Raw genomic sequence first — 19,256 nt, forward strand, 5'->3', positions numbered from 1 at the left:
GGCATTGTTCCCACCGTCATATGCCACTGTTAAGTGTAATTCTGGTACATCAAGTAGTTGTCTGCAAGTAAATACCATAATTCAATGATTGCCAGAATCGATATCCGTTTCATTGCTTGAAGGTTAAAGGCAGATTATATTTTTTCCGCTCATAGCTCGTCTTGATGAATCACCTGTTCGTTGGATAAAGCCGAGCGACGGAGTTTCCATGACAGTCCCGAGTAAGGTGACCATGTAGTGTGGCCATCTGCTGATGGCTTGTGATCAGGCTGTGCAGTGTAGTCATGCTGAGAAGTTATGCCGTGAATTCACGACGTAGGGCAATTGAAAAGAGAAACAATGGTTTGGCATACCGGCAAGAACTTTGACGGGACTATGGAGAGCACTTCACAACGATTCGCACAGGCCTCGGAAACATCCGGGGCGGACAACACTCGCGTCATCACACCCACAGAACCCGTGGCCTCCGAGCCCGGGCCCGAGATAACGGCAGTCCTGCCGCCGAGCGACAACGTTCCACTGAATCGCAACGATGCACTCGACAGTCATTCGTTCGATCAGCGGCCGTGGTCGAAGCTGGCCATAGCATCCTTGATCTTAGGCTTGGTTTCGTTGCCTTTCGGCTTCTCCGCTTCGACGGCTTCATTCTCGGCGTTCATGGCGCTCGTTGGGTTCGTTCTTGGCATCGTGGGGCTTGTGCTCATGCTCCGTAGGAAAAACAGGTACAGCACTCTTCTGGCAAAGCTTGCAATCATTCTGTGTCTGGTAATGGTGATCATTGCTTCTATGAACACTGCACCATCCACATCCACCACAGCTCAGACATCGACTTCAGCGAGCGCAGACGCCTCCAGATCAGCCCAGATTGCAGCGTCGGAAAAAGCAGCTCAGAAGGCAGAAAAGCTAGAAGCAGAGAAGGAACAAGCGGAGAAGCTTGACGAAGCAAAAAGCACTCTGACATCGAAGATTAACGAAGCCCGTGCTCTGCTTGATTCCTCGAACAACAATGTTGCGGATCCACAGACCCGCACTAACCTGACCGATGCCATCGATAAGGCGACTGCGACGAACTCAGACGATCCAGCACAGTACAATGATGCGCTTCAGCCTTTGCAGTCGGCGATGAATGCCGTCAATGGCAGCGTCGAACAGAAGAAACAGAATGATGCGGCAGCGCAGGCGGCACAGGCGGCGGCAGCAGCTCAGGCGAAGGCAGATGCTGATGCGGCAGCGCAAGCATCTGCACAAGCACAAGAGCAAGCGCCCGCACAGGCACAGGCTCCGGCTCCAGCAGATCCAGCTCCGCAGCAGCAATCCTCCAGAATAGTTAATGGCGGAGCGTTTTGTTCCCCAGAAGGTGCTACCGGACTCTCCACCGCAGGCAACACGCTCACATGCAAAATCGCTTCTGATGGAAGACTCCGTTGGAAGAAGTAATCCAATCTCCCTGGATTCAGAGGATTGAACTGAACTCTCCTCAAGCAAGAAATTACTTCACTAGGAAAGTACACGAATCAAGACCTTCTTATCGATAAAGAATTCTTTGCTATCACAGTTCAAATCATTGGGATTGCAAGATCTTTGCTCAAGCTCACTTGAGCTGAAGAATTCATTGTGATCTGCGTTGATGCTTCGCTTTCTGGCACTTGTTTCATTCCTACGGATGTTGAAACGAACCGGCACACCTCGTATATTGTGGTGCATGGATATTTTCATGATTCTCTTTTGGGTTGGACTCGTAGTCACGATCATCGGCGTGCTGATACTCGTGATGGGCGGAGTTTCCTTCCAAATGCGTGCGCTGTCAAACAAGAAGCCTTGGAACGGGCACACGCGCCCATTGCTGGGCTACGGCCTACTCACCTTCATCGTTGGCATCGGTATCTTCCTGCCTGGAATAATCCACTTGTACAATATGGCGTGATACAACACAGCCCCGCTTCGGCGGGGCTTCTTCTTGAATATGGATTGGGAGTACCCAGTCGGCATTTGGCTCGCATCTCGTTGGTGTGAGCCAAATATTTTATGATTCTTACCATGGCATTCCCAAAAGCTCGAGAAACTCTAATTCTTGGGATATATCTTTAATCCATATCCTTTCACTTTCCCCTGCTTATCCGCATGCATCTTGGTCTTAAGCAGATTCCATGCCCTGTTATCGTGGCCAGATTTGAGGTAGTGGTTACCTATCGGTCTGGCAAGCATATCGGCACTTCATAGGGAGAACGTTCCTAACCACTTGATCCGAAAGCCCTTGAATGATACTTTGTCCAATTTGAACAGTTATTTTGTCAGGGTAGGACTGGGTATTGAAAGAATTCTTTAGTTCGTTCTCTTTATTTCTTGTAGTTTCCACTCTCAACGCTGTCTTCCAGATAATCTCAGGGAGCGTCTCCATACCACAGTGGGCGCGCTTGAGTTTGAAGTTGAAGCCTAGGTGCCCCGCGATGGTTAGAGGTCACTAGATCATCTACTGAGGTTGTGCAGCACGGCACAGAAAAGTTTCTGGATGTATTCTTGGCGTTGAGAAGAGCGAAAGGCTGAATCATGGTAAATCAGGTACTGGGAGCATATTTAATAGGAGCAGTAATCGGGATATTACTGTTCATTCTTTGGTTGGTATTTCTGTATTTCTTCCTGAGCGCTGTAATTCGGCGTGGCATCGACACGTCAGTTCTCAGGGATCAGACCGACGAGCTTGAAGAATATCACCGTAACATGCTTTCGCTTGAATCGCAGAAGCTCGAGCTACTGAAGTATCGGGAGAATCCTTCTGTGCCGCAAGGAACCATTTCATATGCACCAAGTCAGCAGGCTCAGTAAGAGTCTTGCGTGGCAGTGAAAGGTGAGCGCTTGGAATCATTGGAGTCGCTGGCTTTTCTCGTTCGGATCTAGCAGCTTGACGGCTTCTGGTGTGAAACGCACGACGGGAGTTGAACCCGCGTAATTAGGTTAGAAAGCTATCGGCATCCAACGATGTTTCGGAAACTTGCTGATTTTGCTTCATCTTGAACCCAGTCATTCTTATTTCTGAGCTTATTTAGTGAGCAATACTATATATATGAACTTCGGCGCACTGTCAATACTTGGCTAGTTCATATATGTGATAGCTAGATTTATGCGATAACTAGATGTATTCGAGCGCTTTTTCGACCGAAAGTGTCAACAATGTTGCAGTCTATATACGAGTTCACCCGAAGGAACATGGAGTATCGCAAAAAGACCTCTTTGAGGTCATCGAATCTGCAACAGGCCACGGATCTAAGGGCTTTGTATCCGAACGTAAAAACGGACACTTTGCTTGATCAATCACGGAACTCGACATTATTGCCGATTTGATAGGCTGCACGAATTCGTTTGGGCTCATTCACGAGGTCGCAACTCACCAGTGAGCACAAAGAGTATTGCAGAATAATCATTAATTGTACTTTTTTATACATTTCGTATATCTTTTCAATCAGTATCGTTGCTGAGAGGAAAGAGAATTGATGCAAGCCAAGTTGATTGCTGTCATGGTTTCGCTTGTGGCCGTTCTCGCTCTGAGCGCCTGCGGGTCTACCCCGGATACGAGCACGGCTCAGGGAACGCCGGACACGACATCTCCCAGTTCAAGCATCGAGCCAGCGGCTCCTCTTGATCTGACCGGCACATGGGCATCCAAGAGCGATGATGCGTCGGACACGACCATGCAGGCGACCGTCAAGGACTCGACCATCGAAATCAACTGGGTGACACCAGACTCCACCTCGCTCTACTGGACGGGAAGCTACGAAGCGCCGACCGAGGCCACCGACACTTATTCCTGGACATCGCAGGGCGATACCGAGACCATGTCGTCCGCCTTGCTCGCCTCGCAGGACTCCACCAAGGACTTCACATACGAGAACGGAGAGCTCACCTTCGAGACCAGCGCCCTGGGAGCCACGAAGACGATACGTCTGCATCGTAATTAGATTAGAGAGAGAAAAACATGACAGACGCGCCAACACCCCAGCCCGCCCCGCTTCCCCCTTCGTTGGATTATCCGCCGCCCCAGCAGCCAGTACCCAACTCTGCGAAAAGTGGTTTTACCGTCACAGGGGCGCTCGCTGTCATCAGCATTGTCATATCGGTCATTGCTATCGTCGTAGCACTGAGCGTTTATGTCATCTTGAACAGATCCATAGCCGATACGCATACAAATCTAGCCGCCGCTTCATCCCATGCTGAATCATGTGACGAAGAACCATCAGGCGACGATGTGCCGTCTCCCGAACCAGAAATCAGCGACGCTGGGAAAATCGGTGACACCCAAGAAAACAATGGGATCACGATGAAGCTGTTAGAAGTTGGAGACTCTTCAACTATCAGCTATGACACCTGCGGTGATGGATGCAGCAGCAGAAAATATGCCCCAAAAGAGCCGGAAGCGGGTACGAAGTACTGGGTGGCGCGAGTAGAGATAACCAATTCCGGAAAGAAGTCCATAGATCTCACATGTGGTTATCCATTATCAATCAACGCGATAAGCGCAGAACAGCAGGAATACGACCGTGTAGACTCTCTTTACCAGGTCGAGGGAAACCCTGGATGCAGCTCGTCCCTCCAGCCTGAAATGACAGCCCAAGTCGCATACCCATTCATGATCCCAGCCGATACGCACATAGTTGGCATAGTTTGGCGCGGCGTTGACCCAGAGTCGTCAACGCAGTCTGAGGAAAGCTACTTCATTACAGATGACGACTACAAACTGTCCCGGTAGGCCATAGTCGTCTGCGCTCTCCAGCTCTGAGTTCGCCCATACATCCGCGAACGCCCTCGACATTACCGAAAGTATGCGTTTGCATCGTGATTAGAAAGAAGAGAACATGACAGACTCACCCACACCCCAGCCCGTCCAGCCGCCCTCCCCCGAGGGTTTTCAGCCGGTTCAGACATTCCACCCGCCGGAAAGGGCGTGACCGTTTCAGGGATCATTGCTCTCGTGCTCGGTATACTGAGTCTGCTTATCTGCTACATTCCCATTCTTAACAACGGGTCGGTGATACTTGGTGCCATAGGCGCGGTGCTTGGCATCGTGGCCGTTATCGCTACGCGCGCCAAGGGCAAGCGATCTGGCAGGATCATCGCCATCCTCGGTCTGGCACTTTCCGCAATCTCCATCATCGTCGCGCTAACCGTCCAGGCAGCGCTCAGCAAAGCAATCGACGACGCGTTCACCGGACCCACCGCGAGCGAGACCGCGTCAGGCAAGGCCAGCGAAGCGGGCAACAAGGAAACCGGGAAAGAGTCTGAAACGGCATTCGACGAGGCATACCTCACACACGGCCACATCAAGATCGCTGGCCTCACCAAGGCAGGCAACGACTACGACGGCAAACCCACCGTCATCGCCACCTACGAATGGACCAACACCGGCGACGACACCATGTTCATGACAGCCTTCAACACCAAGGCCTTCCAGAACGGGGCAAGCCTCAATCTTGCTATCTACCTCGATCATCCTGAAGGATACGACGCAAACGCAAGCATGACGACCCTCAAAAAAGGCACCACGCAGACCGTGACCGTCGCCTACGTCCTCACCGACGAGACCAGCCCCGTCACCATAGAAGCATCAGACTTCATCGGAGGAGACACCAAGATAGCCAAAGAATTCACCCTATAGCCGCGAGAGCTCCAAGCATTCCCATCAACCGTGCGTCTGCAGCGTGGTTAAATGAATTTTTGAGTGCGCAGCGTTCTTTGACGCCTGCATTGGAGGCCCCAGATTACCATTTCCTACCTCAGGTGCTGAGAATTTAGTACAAATTCGTGCCCTATGGATTTACAACATTACGAGAATATCTACCAACGTTCTCAAACATAATGAAGCGATATACTTGCTTCATATTCCGATAAAGAGTTAGGGAATGCATTAATTTCGATTCAAAAAATGTTGATGCCGTTCTGTGACAGTCATTGTGTTTGTCGGAGCAGGAAACTTTACAGTTTCAAAGAAGGGGACTGGATATATGAGTGAAGATGATTTCCCTTATGAAGGGAAAGAAGAGACAGAAAACGAAGAAACTCCATATTTGACTTTTGACGTAACAACATATCCTTCAGATTTGACGTTCCAAGTACTAGTTGACATGTGGAAATCGAAAGACATTATTATTCCCGAGTATCAAAGAAATTTTGTCTGGAACCAGAAACAAGCGTCACTCCTGATCGATTCCTTCTTGACGGGGCTACCGGTTCCTCAGCTCTTTTTTTACCGTGATGGGAATGATCAGTACCAGGTCATTGACGGGCAACAAAGACTGACAAGTATCATTTATTATATGGAAGGGTATTTTGGTCCAGAAAAGCCAAATGGCACCCGTAAGACCTTCAGACTAAGCGGCCTCGATGAGAAAGCACCCTGGTCAGGAAAATCATACCTTGAGTTAGCCCCCAAGTACCAGAGAAGACTCAGATCGAGCGTCATCAGGGTAATGAATGTTCAACAACTCAAACCTGGCAACGATGGTTCGAGTGCCTACTACATTTTCCAAAGACTGAACACAGGCGGCACACGCTTGAGCAGTCAGGAAATTCGAAACGTCGTATATCGCGGTCCATTCAATGATGGGCTCAAGGCACTCAACCGAGACAAAAACTGGAGAAAGCTTATAGGAAAATCTGACGAAGACAGGCGGCAAAAAGATACAGAACTTATATTACGAATCTTTGCACTTTCGTTTTATCGATCGGACTATAAAAAGCCACTGACAGAATTTTTGAACAAGAGCATTTCATCCAATAAAAATTCTTCAAGTTCTTCCACATTTGATTTCGATTTTCTGTTCCAGCGAGCTACAAAGATGGCCTATGAAACCTTCGGTGAAAAAGCCTTCTTCCCTCGCGGAAGACTGAATGTCGCGACCCTTGATTCGGTTATGTCTGTCCTAATTCGGAACTATGACGAATTGGATTTGCCTAACCTTTCACACAACTGGAAGCAACTGCAATTAGACGAAAAATTTATCGAAAGAACCACGACCAACACCACGGATGAAAAAACCGTACAGCTTCGTATACGCAGTGTTTTGAAATATCTGAGCAGCAAGCCTTATGAAGATGACGATTATGTATCAGCACGCTGAAACCGCCATTAAAGGCCTAAGAGTTGCATACCCATCAATAAAAGATCCCGCTCAACGAATCGCTTTTACCGGCATGGTAGTTGTTGCCGCAACCACGTCTTATGAAATCGAAATTCATGAAGCACTACTAAATTTTATCGATTCAAAACACAACGCCGTTCTTAGCACCTTCGCTCGAGAACAGTGGAATCAAATGAATGGACACATCTCTTATCCCGAACTAACGACCGGGTATTTAAAATACCTCGGAAATCAGTACTGTGACTATTTTAAGAATCTCAGCAGTTCCCAGGACAAAGCACAAACTGCAAACGGGCATCACATCATTAACAGTTATGCACAGGTAATACGAAATCGAAATAGTTTCGTTCATGGTGGGATGGAACATACATCAAATCTTACTTTCGAGGAGGCAATCAAATATTACAAAGAGGGGAAGTATGTGATTCAGTGGTTCAGCAATACACTGAAACACACCTTCGCCGAAAACAGTGAAGAGTAATCATTTCAACTCGAATTTCCTCTGCACGTCGCGCTCCACGAAGCACCTTGTAGAAACCTTTATCCCCCGTCGATGTAAGGGATTCATTCACGCTCGATAGCACAGTGAAGGTCACCATGGAATTCAGTCTGAACAGCCTAAAATTCTTGTCAGATGCTCAGCGCCGATGGAGCTTTTCGTTGTCTGCAAGCGCTGAAAAGATCTTGACTTTGTTAGGCACTTTCTACCTGTTATCAGTTTATTTATATAGCTCTTTGAGCTTTTGAACGTGGTCTGAATGCAAAGTGCGGGCTTGAGATAACTTTTCTTCGTATTCGTTCAGCGGTGCATCATCTGTAGTTATTCCGTTATCAACGTATTGTTGCCAGTATTGCAGGACATCAGGATCCCAATAGTTTTCTTCGGTCTTCCCACTCTGTCGAAGTTCGAGTTCCGTTGGAATTTGTGTTGTTTGAATTTCAGGCAACAGATCATTCTTTTTGATTGTTCTGCCCTTGTTAAGATGTTTGATCAGTTCGTTGAGCAACTGAACGATGCTTGAATAGTGGTCTTTTGCGAGCGTGATGTTCGCGCCATTATCGAGAGTTACAGCATAGCGATTATCGTCAATGCACTGGGGTATTTCGCTGTGCTGAACGGACATGATTTGATATTCTTCTGCTGTTTTGGTTGCCCATCCTGCCCCTGCCTCAAACATTGCGAAATCTGAATCTAAGAAGTTTGTGGACGTTACATACAGAACCAGAGCATTATGCTGGGTGAGGTTTAACCGTATTTGTTCATTTAGCGCTGTCGTATTCTTAGACAGGCTTGATTTATCTCTTGAAGAGGTGTAAAAGAATTCTTCCTCGGAAGCCCCGATGTGTCGCATATACTCATATATGAAATCAGACAGGCGCCTATCCCTACTCGCGTGCGATATGAAGATGATGTAGTCCTCTTTCGCGTGCAGTTTAGTTTCTCCTTGTAGACGCTGTGTCACGTCCGCTAAAACTTGATTCCCTGCTTCAGGGGGAATGCCTTTATTGTTCCTGATGTTTGAGCGTATGGATCTGACCGCTTCGGTTTTCGCATTCGTCTCGACTTCTGATCGATATTCGTTCGCGGTGTTCCTTTGTTCTTCAGCAAGTTGTTGTCTCTCACGTATCAGCGCCTGAACTTGCGGTTTTACGATACTGATGAGCAAGGTCCATCGTTTGTCCAACTCATCAAAACCTTGACGGCTTGAGGTCGCAATATCTGGAAGTAAATCATCGTCCAAGATGTCGAAACTAATTTCTCCTTCAACGTAGTTCAGGAACGCTTGGGTAATTCCTAACTTATCGAGAAGGTTTTCATCAGCCAATTTGTCCCTCACATAAAGACGGAGCGAATTGGGGTTGTACCATCTGCCTTTGGTATAGTTCTCATCGTTGTCTCTTGCCGCACTCTGTTCGATTGTGGCGTGTATGCCTATCCATCCCGTTACTTGATATGGTATGGTAACCGTGTTATTTTCAGCATCAATCCGGGCAGTTGAGTCACCCAGCTTAGAGATTTCGTGAATCTGTCCAGTAATCCTGAATTCTTCGCTCCCATGGACAGGGTTCTGTTCGATTTGTGGCGTTTTGGGTTCAGTCATCCAGCGAACCCTTGGTAAATGCTGATATGGGGTCAAATCGCGACCTCGATAAGGAATAAGAACCTTCTCGTCGCGCGGCACGTCTTTCATCGCTTTCTGTCCAGACTGGCCACTTTCTTTGAAATCGGGGCGACTTTGCTCCGCTGAAGCAATGTTGCGAATGTCGTTAGGCATATCCAGTTGGTCCGGGAAATTTGTTGCGATAAAGGCAAGATTATGGAATGCTATTGCCTTCTTAACCGGTTGAAATTCTGGGTTTGCTGCTTCGTTATTATTCTGAATCACAGCAAGTTTCACTGTTGCATGATGCATTGAAGTCGTAAGGAATTGGTTAGCCAGCCTGATCGAAAGCTGGTTAAACGCGACTTCTCCGATGTGCCGTAAATCTACGTTCCGCAGTTTGAGTACAGTACCCGTATCCGTTTGTTCCCATCGGGCTGTGAGAAGCTCAGGTTTTTCCGTCGCCTCCAGACTGGGGTTTTCATCCCCATCCACATCACTCATGTACCGCAGATTCCAACAGGTTTCGTCCACCGCACTCGTTTTTGTCAGCAAATCATAATCATCCGAAAGATACAGCGCAGCGAGTTTACCAATGCCTTTCCGCCCCATGACACCATCAGTTGGCTCACCATGGTCAAGAGCAAATTGGCGTCTATCAAAACCGATGCGCGCATACATGTTCAATGCCGCATCATCCATACCGGAACCATTATCCATAATCTCGATTGTTGCGGATTGTTTATTTCTCGCATCAACCAAAACAGTGACTTCGCTAGCTCCGGCATCTATTCCATTTGCAACCAATTCAGATATTGCGGACCACGCGTTCGAGTACAAACTCTTCCCCAAAAGTTTGAGCGCGTCCCATGTAAAATTGAACTCAATCTGCTCATTGTCCGGCATCGGGTCTCCCTCTCGTCATCGAATATCCCGAAATCAGAGACAGTCAGAATGGCAGATTAGCCAACGAGCACCTCTGATTGATTATCAATATACTCCTGCCAGAGTTTCAGCGCCCTCAGCACTTGAGACAGCACAGCAGGTTTCATCTGTTCCTTCTCAGCCGCGCACATTATCTCTTCTTCGTCAAGTTCTGCTTGATCTACCTTTGAAGTCAGTGTCGCTGCTCTTCTCAGACGTGACACCACGTCACGAGCAGAAGCATCAGTATCTGCCTGATTGGTTCTCAGCCATTCCCCGAATGACTGATATTCCTGGCTTTCTCCAGAGAGAATCAATTTTAAGGCCTTGCCAATTCTTCTAGCCATTTCCATCGGAACAGCATTGCCGATCATCTGCTCAATATCGGTTTTGCTATGTGAATTCCATTTGAAGTTTTTGGGAAACGTCTGCAGCAAAGCACGTTCTTGATATGTGAGTGCCCGCAAATCTGCGCTCGTCGTCGCGTCTTTGATATGAGGTGTGTAGTTGGCGGGCTTCGGTCTATTTGACCCTCTGATTGTTGGAGCGGGCTCGTCAATGGAAAAAACGGCCCTACGCGCATAACTGCGGGGATGCCGATAATAATATTCCACCGGAAAATCGGGATACTCCTGCCGGACTGTCAATGGCAGAAAACTTTCCTGGAGTTCTATAGCATTTCTTGCAATCCCATCGGAACCGTTGAGAACCCCAATAACTACCAAGCGCTTCCGTCGCTGTGGAACTCCAAGGTACGAGGCATCCAATACCATCTCTGTAAGTCCATAACCGGCTGCTCTAAAAATTTCTCGTGCTTCTCCGTATGCATTGCTTCTGCGTGCGTTTGGAACATTTTCCATCACGAAGCATTTTGAACGAACCTGCGCCACAATCTTCGCGTAGGAAACCGTCAATGAGGCGCGCGTACCCTCGATCTGTGTTCCAGCACTGGAAAAATCTTGACACGGGGGGCCTCCCACAATGATGTCAGGGGAAAACTTTGAAATAATCCTGATGGAGTCTTCCTCTTCTGCGAGGTTCTGCTTATGTGCCTGGTGTGTAGTGAAGTTTGCGTTATATGCATCTACTGCCGCATCCCACCACTCATAGGCGGCGACAACATCGATGCCGCTTTCAGTTAGGCCTAAGCTCATGCCCCCGGCACCGGCAAACAGATCGACTGCCTTGTAATTCATAATCAGACTCGTTTCATCGGTGACGTCAGTGTAACACGAGAGCTCACCTGCATATATTCGATTGACTGTTTCCTCTCAAGAAAAGCAAGGGTCGCTATCGCTCGAAATTACCGACAACTGTATTTGTGCACACACTTACCCGCCTCTCCAACTCGTCGCGTTTCCTCTCCAATGCCTAGATGCCTTGTTCAATCATCTCTACCTGCGTCTGAAGCGTCTCCGAGGCTCATCGGGCAGGAGCCGTTCGCCGAGTTTTTCCGCGAGGACAGTGTGGCGCTCATCGATGGAAAGCTGGTATCACGTGGCCGTTTCGCCACAATGGCATCTGACTCTGGGCATGTTCATACGGGAAATTTTTATAACTGAATGTTACTGTCTCCAGCCACCGTAGTCTCCTCGCTTGTCTGGCCGATCGCGGCGCGGGCGTTGTCGGCGAGCGCAGCGAGTGATTCGGCTGTCCAATAGGTGTATCCAGCTGTGGTGGGGATCTTGGCGTAGCCCATGATGGCTTTTCGGACGTCTTCGCTGACTCTTGTCTGGACGAAGTGGGTACTGAAGAAGTGTCTGACGTCTCTGATGGTGATGGTGTCGGGTAGATATGCGTCTTTGAGGGCTTATTTCCATTGGCGCTGTTCTGTCTAGCTGAAGTTGCTGGTTTCTGTTCCCGGTATGTTACTGTTCGATGGGGCCACCTTGGTTTGATGAATCCAGGGTTTCGACTTCGTTTGGTATCTAGTAGTCGAGGTGCTGGTGCAGACGCCTACCGTGCAAAGTGATGTATTGGGTGCCGTAATCCGAATGATGAATCAGATATGTGCTTTCACCGTGCGCTAATCGACTGGTCCAGAGCGACCAGAGACAGTGTTCTGTGGTACGGCGGCTCGACGACACGGCCACCCATGGCCCTTCTTCTGGCACTCGCGTCTGCAACGAACAATTCTCCTGCGATTCAGCCCACAGCCTGACCAACCGATCTTTGAGCCTCTCGGCATATTCCGTTCTCATAATTCCAACAATTCTTATCTAGGGAAAATCAGGGAAAAACTCAGTTCAAAACCTTGCTGTCAATCCAGAACTTTTCACAAGGTCAATGAAGACCTGCAAAGCTAAGGAATGTTGTTCCGTTCACGTCTGACACTGGGTGTCGTACTGGGTGCGACGTGACAGAGCACGAGTGGTGTCCGATGGAATACTGCGATGTTCGGTCAAAAAGCTACAGTCATATATCAATATTTACAGTTACCAGTTAGGAGGGATCAAGTGCATCCAAGGAATCCATGGAAGGATGTGAATCTTTCCGATTACGAAAGTCACATGAGTCTTGATTCCGTCCATCAGCTCCAAGCGTTGGATGAGGTCATGAAGGCGCAGTTCTCATCGGTAGATGCCGACACCATCATGATTTTGGGGGTAGCTGGCGGCAACGGGCTTGAACATATCGACTCTAACCGTGTTGCACATGTATACGGCGTGGATATCAATGAGAAATATCTGAGTGTCTGTCAGGAACGTTATCCTCAACTTCAGGGCGTTTTTACACCTGTTTTGGCGGACGTTACCGACCAGGATTTATCCCTGTCACATGCAGAGTTCGTGGTGGCCAATCTCGTGATTGAGTACATAGGCTATGAAGCCTTTCTGAATGTTCTTTCCTTAGTTCAACCGCGCTATGTGTCGTGCGTGTTGCAGGTCAACGAGGCAGACGGATTCGTGTCTCAGTCGCCGTACGAACAGACCTTCAAGGATATTGTCAATGTATATCACCACGTTGATGAGCACAGCTTGACGCAAAGAATGCATGAAGCTGGCTATATCAGGACTTTCCTTGATGACAAGGAATTGCCGAACAGCAAGAAGCTGCGCCGTTGCGATTATATGTTCGAGGCGTAACATCGACAGACCCGATGATTTTGGCTCAGGCTCGAACACTCACAAGGAATGCTGTGGATTATCGCGGTTTGCCCACCCTAGGCATCAACACCTATGAACGCGGATTCGGTATCAGAAAAAACGAGGCAGGGCGCATCCAACACTTCAGAGTATGACACACAATTGGGGGTCCGGACTGTTTTTAGCTTTGAAGTGTTGTGGCTGTAGGGCTGAATCGTGATTGTGTTTGGTGGGGTTGATTACGCACCCTGATATGGGCTGCGTTTTGTTCACATCAATTGCGCGACGTGATGCGCCAGCACCCCATACCCCCTAGCGCTCATTGTGAACTCGTCAAAGTATTGAAGCCCCAAAAGGGGCAAAATCCGGGTTAAAATGGCCTGATTTCCATCGATTGAGGGGTTTTATACTTTGGGAAGTTCACAATGAACGCTTAAAAAGCGAAACATGGAGCGGGCGACGGGAATCGAACCCGCGTAATCAGTTTGGAAGACTGAGGCTCTACCATTGAGCTACGCCCGCATTGGTGCGAAAGCGGCATTTGCCACTCTCACAGCAACCTGAGTAATTATACATGCACCCTAAACAAAGCGCGACACGATGGCTTCAGTTCCGCCACCACATACCTTATCAATCGCTCTCAGCCGCAAAAGCAGCATAAGCAACAACAACATAAGCACCAGCAAAAGCAGTACAAGCACGAGCAAATGCAGAAGCACGAGCAACATCCAGAGCATGTGAGACCGCTGCAGACCCGACTCAGTCAGCGCAGTGCCAGATGTGCCGCGATGAAGATCATCATGATGCCGATGATGATATCGAGCACCAGCCATGCGTATTCATTCTTGAACAGCTTTGACATCTTGGACGACAGGAATCCGAGCGCAACGAACCATACCACGCTGCAGAGCATCGCACCTGCGGCGAATGACCATTTGAGTCCAGCGCCGTAGGATGCCGCAATGCCGCCGAGCAGCACCAGCGAGTCGAGATACACTCCAGGGTTGAGGAAGGTGAAACCGAGGCATGCGACGAGACTTTTCTTCAACGTGGTCTGAGCCCCTTGCTGGAACTCATTACCGGAAGATTCGACCTCTCCTGCGATGGATGCAGATGCCGAGCCTCGTAGCGACGATGCCGACTGGGTAGCCATCGAATTGACCACATCTGAATCCGCATCCGCATCATCGCCACGACTATGCGAATCATCCAGGTCGCGTCCATCAACGCCTGCGCCACCGGCAAGGGCAAGGGCACGTGCCCTGCGCAGCCGAAAGCGAGACTTCAATCTCATGCATGTTTCGAACACACGCTTGAATGCAGAGAATCCATAGATAAGCAGTACGAATGCCCCGACCAAAGTGAGGGCTTTGAGCACGCCGGGATGTGCGGAGACCATGCTTCCCATCCCTGCGGTGCCAAGACTGATCAGCACAATATCAGCACCGATGCAGATGGTAAGTATCTGCGGAACGTATGCTCGCGCGATTCCCTGACGGATGATGAACGCGTTCTGCGCACCCACGGCAACGATAATTCCAGCCTGGCTGGTGAAACCGGCAATAAGAATAGACAAGACTAATGAACTCACAATCAAGAAGACTATGTGTTCTCAAACAATAAGTCCAAGTGTTTTTATTTATATATTATTAGTATTGCTTATGTTAAAATTCTTTGCAATACCGTCGTGCCAACCATTCGAAACCTTCATCGCAAACCGTGGTGCGATATCCAACAACCAGAAGAGCAGGAAAGGAAGTGCATACAGTGCCAAAGTCACCAACACAAGCCAGCACAGGAGCAGCACGACAGTCCAGCATGAAGCTCACAGCTCAAGAGTTCAACGCAATCAAGAAGATTCAGGATTCCAGTCAGACCCTTGATGACATGTCTGCAACGAGAATTGCCGAACAGATTCGCACACTCCCGCTGGAACAGCTCAACGCCTTGCAGACCATCCTCGAAACCGGCAGCTTCGATGCCGCGGCTGACGAGCTTCATATCTCGCAGTCGGCTATCAGTCAGCGCATCAAGAATCTCGAGTCTCAATTAGGCCATATCGTGCTGCAACGCAGCAAGCCGGTCAAGCCCACACAGGTCGGGCAGCTGCTCGTGCGGCTGGCTCGGCAGATAGAGCTCGCGCAGGACGAGGCAATCTCGATGCTGAAATCCGAACGAACCGCAAGTGCCGTCAACATCCGCATCGTGGTCAACGCCGATGCGCTCGAAAGTTGGGTGCTGCCAGCGCTTGCACCGGTGGTGCATCAGTCAATTTCCATCGACATTCGTCGTCAGGACGAGCATGTTTCGGCTGGACTGCTGCGTTCGGGCGAAGTCATGGCGGCCATCACCGCCGAAGGGCGTGCCGTGCAGGGCTGCTCGATCACCAGACTGGGGTCAATGCCCTATTATGCCGTTTCGACTGCTGAATTTGCTCGGCGATGGTTCCCGAATGGCATGAATCTGGACGCGGTCGAGCATGCACCCCTGATTCAATATGACCGTGAGGATCGCATGCAATATCTGTTCATACGACGCATCACACGCACCAAGGTTCATCCCCCCACGCATTACATTCCCACCTCTGTCGGATACAACAACGCGATTTCGCTCGGATATGGTTGGGGGCTTATCCCCAAGGCTTTCCTCGACAACTACCCCAAGGATGGTCTGGCATTGCTTTCGCCCGATCCTCTACTCCTGCCCCTGTTTTGGCAGCAGTGGAAACTCTCCTCCCCTGCCCTGGACGAAGTAGCCAATGCCATCATCTCTGCAGGGAGAAGAGTTCTGGTGTGACGAGCACGCGTCATGAATTCCGAATGCACGCGAACGTCCCGCGTATCAGGGTGCGGGTGTTAGATGCCTATTCGAGGAGGTTGGCGGTGGCTTCGGCGTTGTGGGCCAGATAGTAGGGCCGGATGGCGAGGATGCCGACCGCCATGCCCAACAGGAGCAGGATGGCGATGCCGACGCTGCCCGTGTACGGCAGACTCGCCAGACCCACCCTGGGATCCATGAGCATGATGGTCGACCCGTCCTGCGACACACTTGCCAGGACCGAGCCGTCCGTCTGGTACGAGACGGCCTGCACCGCGGACAGGTCGTTCGACCACACCGCCACCGCCCGCACCATGACGCTCGGCAGCCTGAAATAGCCGTCGGGAGCCTTCGTCTCCCGCAACGTCAGCATGCGAGCCTCCACACCCCGCACGACCAGCCTGCCACCCAAGCCCGTCACCAAGGTCTGGGTGGTGCCCGCCTCATCGTCCACGGCCAGCCGATACACGCCGTCACCGGCCTGCTTGAACTGGAGGGTCTGCACGCCCGAACCGTCAGACGCCAGCCGGTCAGCCTCGAACTCGGCTCCCGGAAGGAACTCGGTCGTATGGCTCCTGTCCGCCTTCACCAGATCCAGCTCGAACGAATACGCGTGCGCCGTAGCCGACAGCGAACTATCGACACTGCCATCCTGCATGGTCCTGGACAGGGTCACGGTATTGTCGTTCGACTCGACCACGCCACCCGCATCCGTCCACGAAGCATTCGCGTTCACCTTCGCCACGTAGCGCACCCGGATCAGGGCACCCACCGGCACCAGACTGTTCGACACCGGACTCGCGCCATTGTCCTGCGCGAACAGGGCCTTCAGCCCGTCCACCGTGAGCGTCTGCCCATTCACGCCCACACCCACCAGAGGGGTCACGTCCAGACCCGGAGACGGCAGACCATTACCAGGGTCCACGTCCATGGACACGCGCACCCCCGACACGTCCGGCAGCGTCAACCCAGGAGCGGCCACGTCAGACAGGGAGAACGCATACGACCCATACGCCGTCGCATGCCCGGCCAGGTCGGGGACCCTGGCCACGACCTCGAACTCCACGCCCGCGCCCACGTCGAACCCATCCACCCCGGCATCGTTCACCACACGCTTCGACAGGTCCATGCGCGACGTCTTCAACTCCGCCACCCCCAGACGATGCCTGCCATCCACCCCAGCACCCGCGAAATCAACCATCACACCCTCCACACCCTCCACACCCTCCACACCCAGAGCATCGTTGAACGCCTTCGTACCCACGATAATCGGCAGCGACTCACCAGACGAGTCCACGATCAGGTACAGGCCCGGACCCGCCACCGACAGACGCACAGTCCCACCATTCGAGAATGTCGTCGCAGGAAGACTCCCCTGCACGCCCCCCAAAGCCGAATCGCTCTTCCCAGCCAGCGCCTGCGCGAACGACTGCAGCTGCCCCGCATACGGGTCAAACGCCGAAGTAGTGTCATCCGACAGAGGGTCAGACGGATAGCCCAGCCACCGGGCCACCACCCAACCCATCGGATTCACCCCATCCACATTCGAACCACCAGCAGAACCAGCCGCAGACACGACTGCCGACCGCACAGACACCGGAGTCGACACCTTCACGCTCTCCAACGCACCAGTATGATCAAACGCCACATCCCCATAGTCACCAATCCGATACGCCGCCAACCCACCATCCGTCACACCCGACACATCGATGCCATACGAGGGAGGAAGCTTCACCTTCCACCCCTTGATAGTGGTCTTCACCGGCTCCGTCGCACGATTCGTCAAACCCTCAGTCGCAGTCCCATCCTGCTGACCCCACACATACAAGTCATAATCCTTCGACTCGTCCGTCATCAACGACTCCGGCAGCAGCATGTTCCCACCCGCACTCGTACGACCAGAACCCAGCACCTTCAACGGCTGCGCAGGATCAACCACCTTCCAACCCAAAACAGCACCATACTCAGAACTACCCGACAGACTCAACGCGCGCGAACCCGCACCACCAACCACTGCAGCAGACCAAGCATTTAACTTCTTGCCCGACTCCACGAACGTCAGACGCAACGAATCAGGCACAGACGAACCCGGAGCATTCAACACCTGACTCTGGTTCTCACTATGAGCAGACAGCAGCAGATTGCCAAGCTTCAAACGCAAAGCAGGACGCAACCTGGGACCGAGGACACCCACAGAGTTATTGGTCGGTGTACCGCTGGCGTTTACTAGGAACCTAAAGAGCTTGCTCCTCCACATAGCAGAACGTGTATGAGTGCCACCGTTAGAAGCAAGGTTAGTATCCGCTGAACCACCACTCGTGTGATTGAAATACTTTCTCACATCACCAATAGACAACGGAAACACCGTATATGAATACACCGAAGACTTCTGCTCCGTATAACTGTAAGAACCGCACCCTGTACCCCGAGCAGCAGTGCACACACCTTCAACCTGGGCGGCACGCAACAAAGACTTCTCGAAACTCGAATAATTAGCCGCACCCACCGCATCAGACACCTTAGCCAGATTCGACTTATACGAACCTGTCGCACTATCAAACGAATTACCATTACCGGCATCGTCGAACTTAAAATCACCTGTCACTACATTCTCAAAGAACAGCAACGCCTCACCAGCAGCAACCGACGTCGTAGCCGACTTCGACCACGTCTCATTCAAACCATAATCAGCGTCAGGCACACTCGCCACAGCACCCTTAGCCAAGGTCTTATACCCACCAGACACCTGCTTCGAATCATAGGTACCAACATTACCCTGTTTACCAAACACAATCTTGCGCGTATTCGCCCAACCATTCGACACCACCGGAAGCGCACCAACATTCAACGTACTGAAATAGCCATCAGGACCCAGCTCAACCGTATCCGCAGACGCACGCTCAACCGGCGAAAACACCAGCACACCAGACAACACGACCATGAAAGACAAGACCAGGGCTGCAACAGCGCAGATCCCTCGACTCACTACGCTCGCTCTGGTTGACGGCGAACAGGAACGACCGGCATGACCGTAGCGAACATGACCTAAATGACGCTCAAAGAGAGAAGCAGCTGCACGCGAAAGCGCTGAGCCGACACGAGACCATAGCACACGAAACATACCCATGAGAGCACCAACCATCGAAGCCTAAAACGGCACCCCCCCCCCCGCGACCGCAATCAAAGCGTTAGGTTCA

General features: G+C 50.9%; 15 protein-coding genes and 1 tRNA gene. 10 read left to right on the forward strand and 6 right to left on the reverse strand.

Annotated elements, in window-relative coordinates:
• The first annotated feature begins 339 nt into the window (after nucleotides 1-339).
• The 8 genes from QN215_RS07825 (at nucleotide 340) to QN215_RS07860 (ending at nucleotide 7,611) form a co-directional block, all read left to right on the forward strand.
• Nucleotides 340-1,437, forward strand: a complete 1,098-nt coding sequence (locus QN215_RS07825; RefSeq protein ID WP_369343760.1) for a hypothetical protein — start codon at nucleotides 340-342, stop codon at nucleotides 1,435-1,437.
• A 277-nt stretch (nucleotides 1,438-1,714) separates the two neighbouring features.
• Nucleotides 1,715-1,924: a hypothetical protein gene (locus tag QN215_RS07830; protein ID WP_369343761.1), complete on the forward strand. Its 210-nt coding sequence runs from the start codon at nucleotides 1,715-1,717 to the stop codon at nucleotides 1,922-1,924.
• Nucleotides 1,925-2,547: 623 nt separating this feature from the next.
• A complete protein-coding gene (locus tag QN215_RS07835; protein WP_369343762.1) occupies nucleotides 2,548-2,823 on the forward strand; it encodes a hypothetical protein in 276 nt (91 codons plus the stop codon).
• 665 nt (nucleotides 2,824-3,488) lie between these two features.
• Nucleotides 3,489-3,953, forward strand: coding sequence for a hypothetical protein (locus QN215_RS07840; RefSeq protein WP_369343763.1), 465 nt, complete (start codon nucleotides 3,489-3,491; stop codon nucleotides 3,951-3,953).
• A 17-nt stretch (nucleotides 3,954-3,970) separates the two neighbouring features.
• A complete protein-coding gene (locus tag QN215_RS07845) occupies nucleotides 3,971-4,741 on the forward strand; it encodes a hypothetical protein (protein WP_369343764.1) in 771 nt (256 codons plus the stop codon).
• A 195-nt stretch (nucleotides 4,742-4,936) separates the two neighbouring features.
• On the forward strand, nucleotides 4,937-5,647 hold the full coding sequence (locus QN215_RS07850) for a DUF5067 domain-containing protein (protein ID WP_369343765.1): 711 nt from the start codon (nucleotides 4,937-4,939) through the stop codon (nucleotides 5,645-5,647).
• A 346-nt stretch (nucleotides 5,648-5,993) separates the two neighbouring features.
• Nucleotides 5,994-7,109 carry a DUF262 domain-containing protein gene (locus QN215_RS07855; RefSeq protein WP_369343766.1) on the forward strand — a complete coding sequence of 372 codons (1,116 nt, stop codon included), beginning with the start codon at nucleotides 5,994-5,996 and terminating at the stop codon, nucleotides 7,107-7,109.
• Nucleotides 7,084-7,611, forward strand: a complete 528-nt coding sequence (locus tag QN215_RS07860) for a HEPN domain-containing protein (RefSeq protein WP_369343767.1) — start codon at nucleotides 7,084-7,086, stop codon at nucleotides 7,609-7,611. The genes QN215_RS07855 and QN215_RS07860 overlap by 26 nt, the downstream gene beginning before the upstream one ends.
• Before the next feature lie 238 nt (nucleotides 7,612-7,849).
• Here QN215_RS07860 and QN215_RS07865 read toward each other — a convergent pair whose 3' ends face one another.
• The 3 genes from QN215_RS07865 to QN215_RS07875 form a co-directional block, all read right to left on the reverse strand.
• Nucleotides 7,850-10,138 (reverse strand): ATP-binding protein, encoded by a 2,289-nt coding sequence (locus QN215_RS07865; RefSeq protein ID WP_369343768.1) that lies wholly within the window; start codon nucleotides 10,136-10,138, stop codon nucleotides 7,850-7,852.
• 56 nt (nucleotides 10,139-10,194) lie between these two features.
• A complete protein-coding gene (locus tag QN215_RS07870; protein WP_369343769.1) occupies nucleotides 10,195-11,352 on the reverse strand; it encodes a DNA cytosine methyltransferase in 1,158 nt (385 codons plus the stop codon).
• 356 nt (nucleotides 11,353-11,708) lie between these two features.
• Nucleotides 11,709-11,855, reverse strand: a complete 147-nt coding sequence (locus QN215_RS07875) for a hypothetical protein (RefSeq protein ID WP_369343770.1) — start codon at nucleotides 11,853-11,855, stop codon at nucleotides 11,709-11,711.
• Between the two features lie 784 nt (nucleotides 11,856-12,639).
• Between QN215_RS07875 and QN215_RS07880 the strand changes: the two genes are divergently transcribed.
• A complete protein-coding gene (locus tag QN215_RS07880; RefSeq protein WP_369343771.1) occupies nucleotides 12,640-13,242 on the forward strand; it encodes a class I SAM-dependent methyltransferase in 603 nt (200 codons plus the stop codon).
• A 448-nt stretch (nucleotides 13,243-13,690) separates the two neighbouring features.
• On the opposite strand, the gene QN215_RS07885 is transcribed toward QN215_RS07880, so the two are convergent.
• A tRNA-Gly gene (locus QN215_RS07885) sits at nucleotides 13,691-13,764 on the reverse strand.
• A gap of 241 nt (nucleotides 13,765-14,005) precedes the next feature.
• Complete coding sequence (locus QN215_RS07890; protein WP_369343772.1) at nucleotides 14,006-14,833, reverse strand: LysE/ArgO family amino acid transporter; 828 nt, start codon at nucleotides 14,831-14,833, stop codon at nucleotides 14,006-14,008.
• Nucleotides 14,834-15,060: 227 nt separating this feature from the next.
• Here QN215_RS07890 and QN215_RS07895 point away from each other — a divergent pair, with 227 nt between their 5' ends.
• A complete protein-coding gene (locus QN215_RS07895; RefSeq protein ID WP_369343773.1) occupies nucleotides 15,061-16,038 on the forward strand; it encodes an ArgP/LysG family DNA-binding transcriptional regulator in 978 nt (325 codons plus the stop codon).
• A 67-nt stretch (nucleotides 16,039-16,105) separates the two neighbouring features.
• On the opposite strand, the gene QN215_RS07900 is transcribed toward QN215_RS07895, so the two are convergent.
• The gene (locus QN215_RS07900) at nucleotides 16,106-19,000 is read right to left on the reverse strand and encodes an isopeptide-forming domain-containing fimbrial protein (protein ID WP_369343774.1); all 2,895 of its coding nucleotides are present in this window, start codon (nucleotides 18,998-19,000) and stop codon (nucleotides 16,106-16,108) included.
• Between the last annotated feature and the right edge of the window lie 256 nt (nucleotides 19,001-19,256).

This window comes from Bifidobacterium sp. WK041_4_12 (assembly GCF_041080795.1).
Lineage (GTDB): Bacteria > Actinomycetota > Actinomycetes > Actinomycetales > Bifidobacteriaceae > Bombiscardovia > Bombiscardovia aquikefiricola.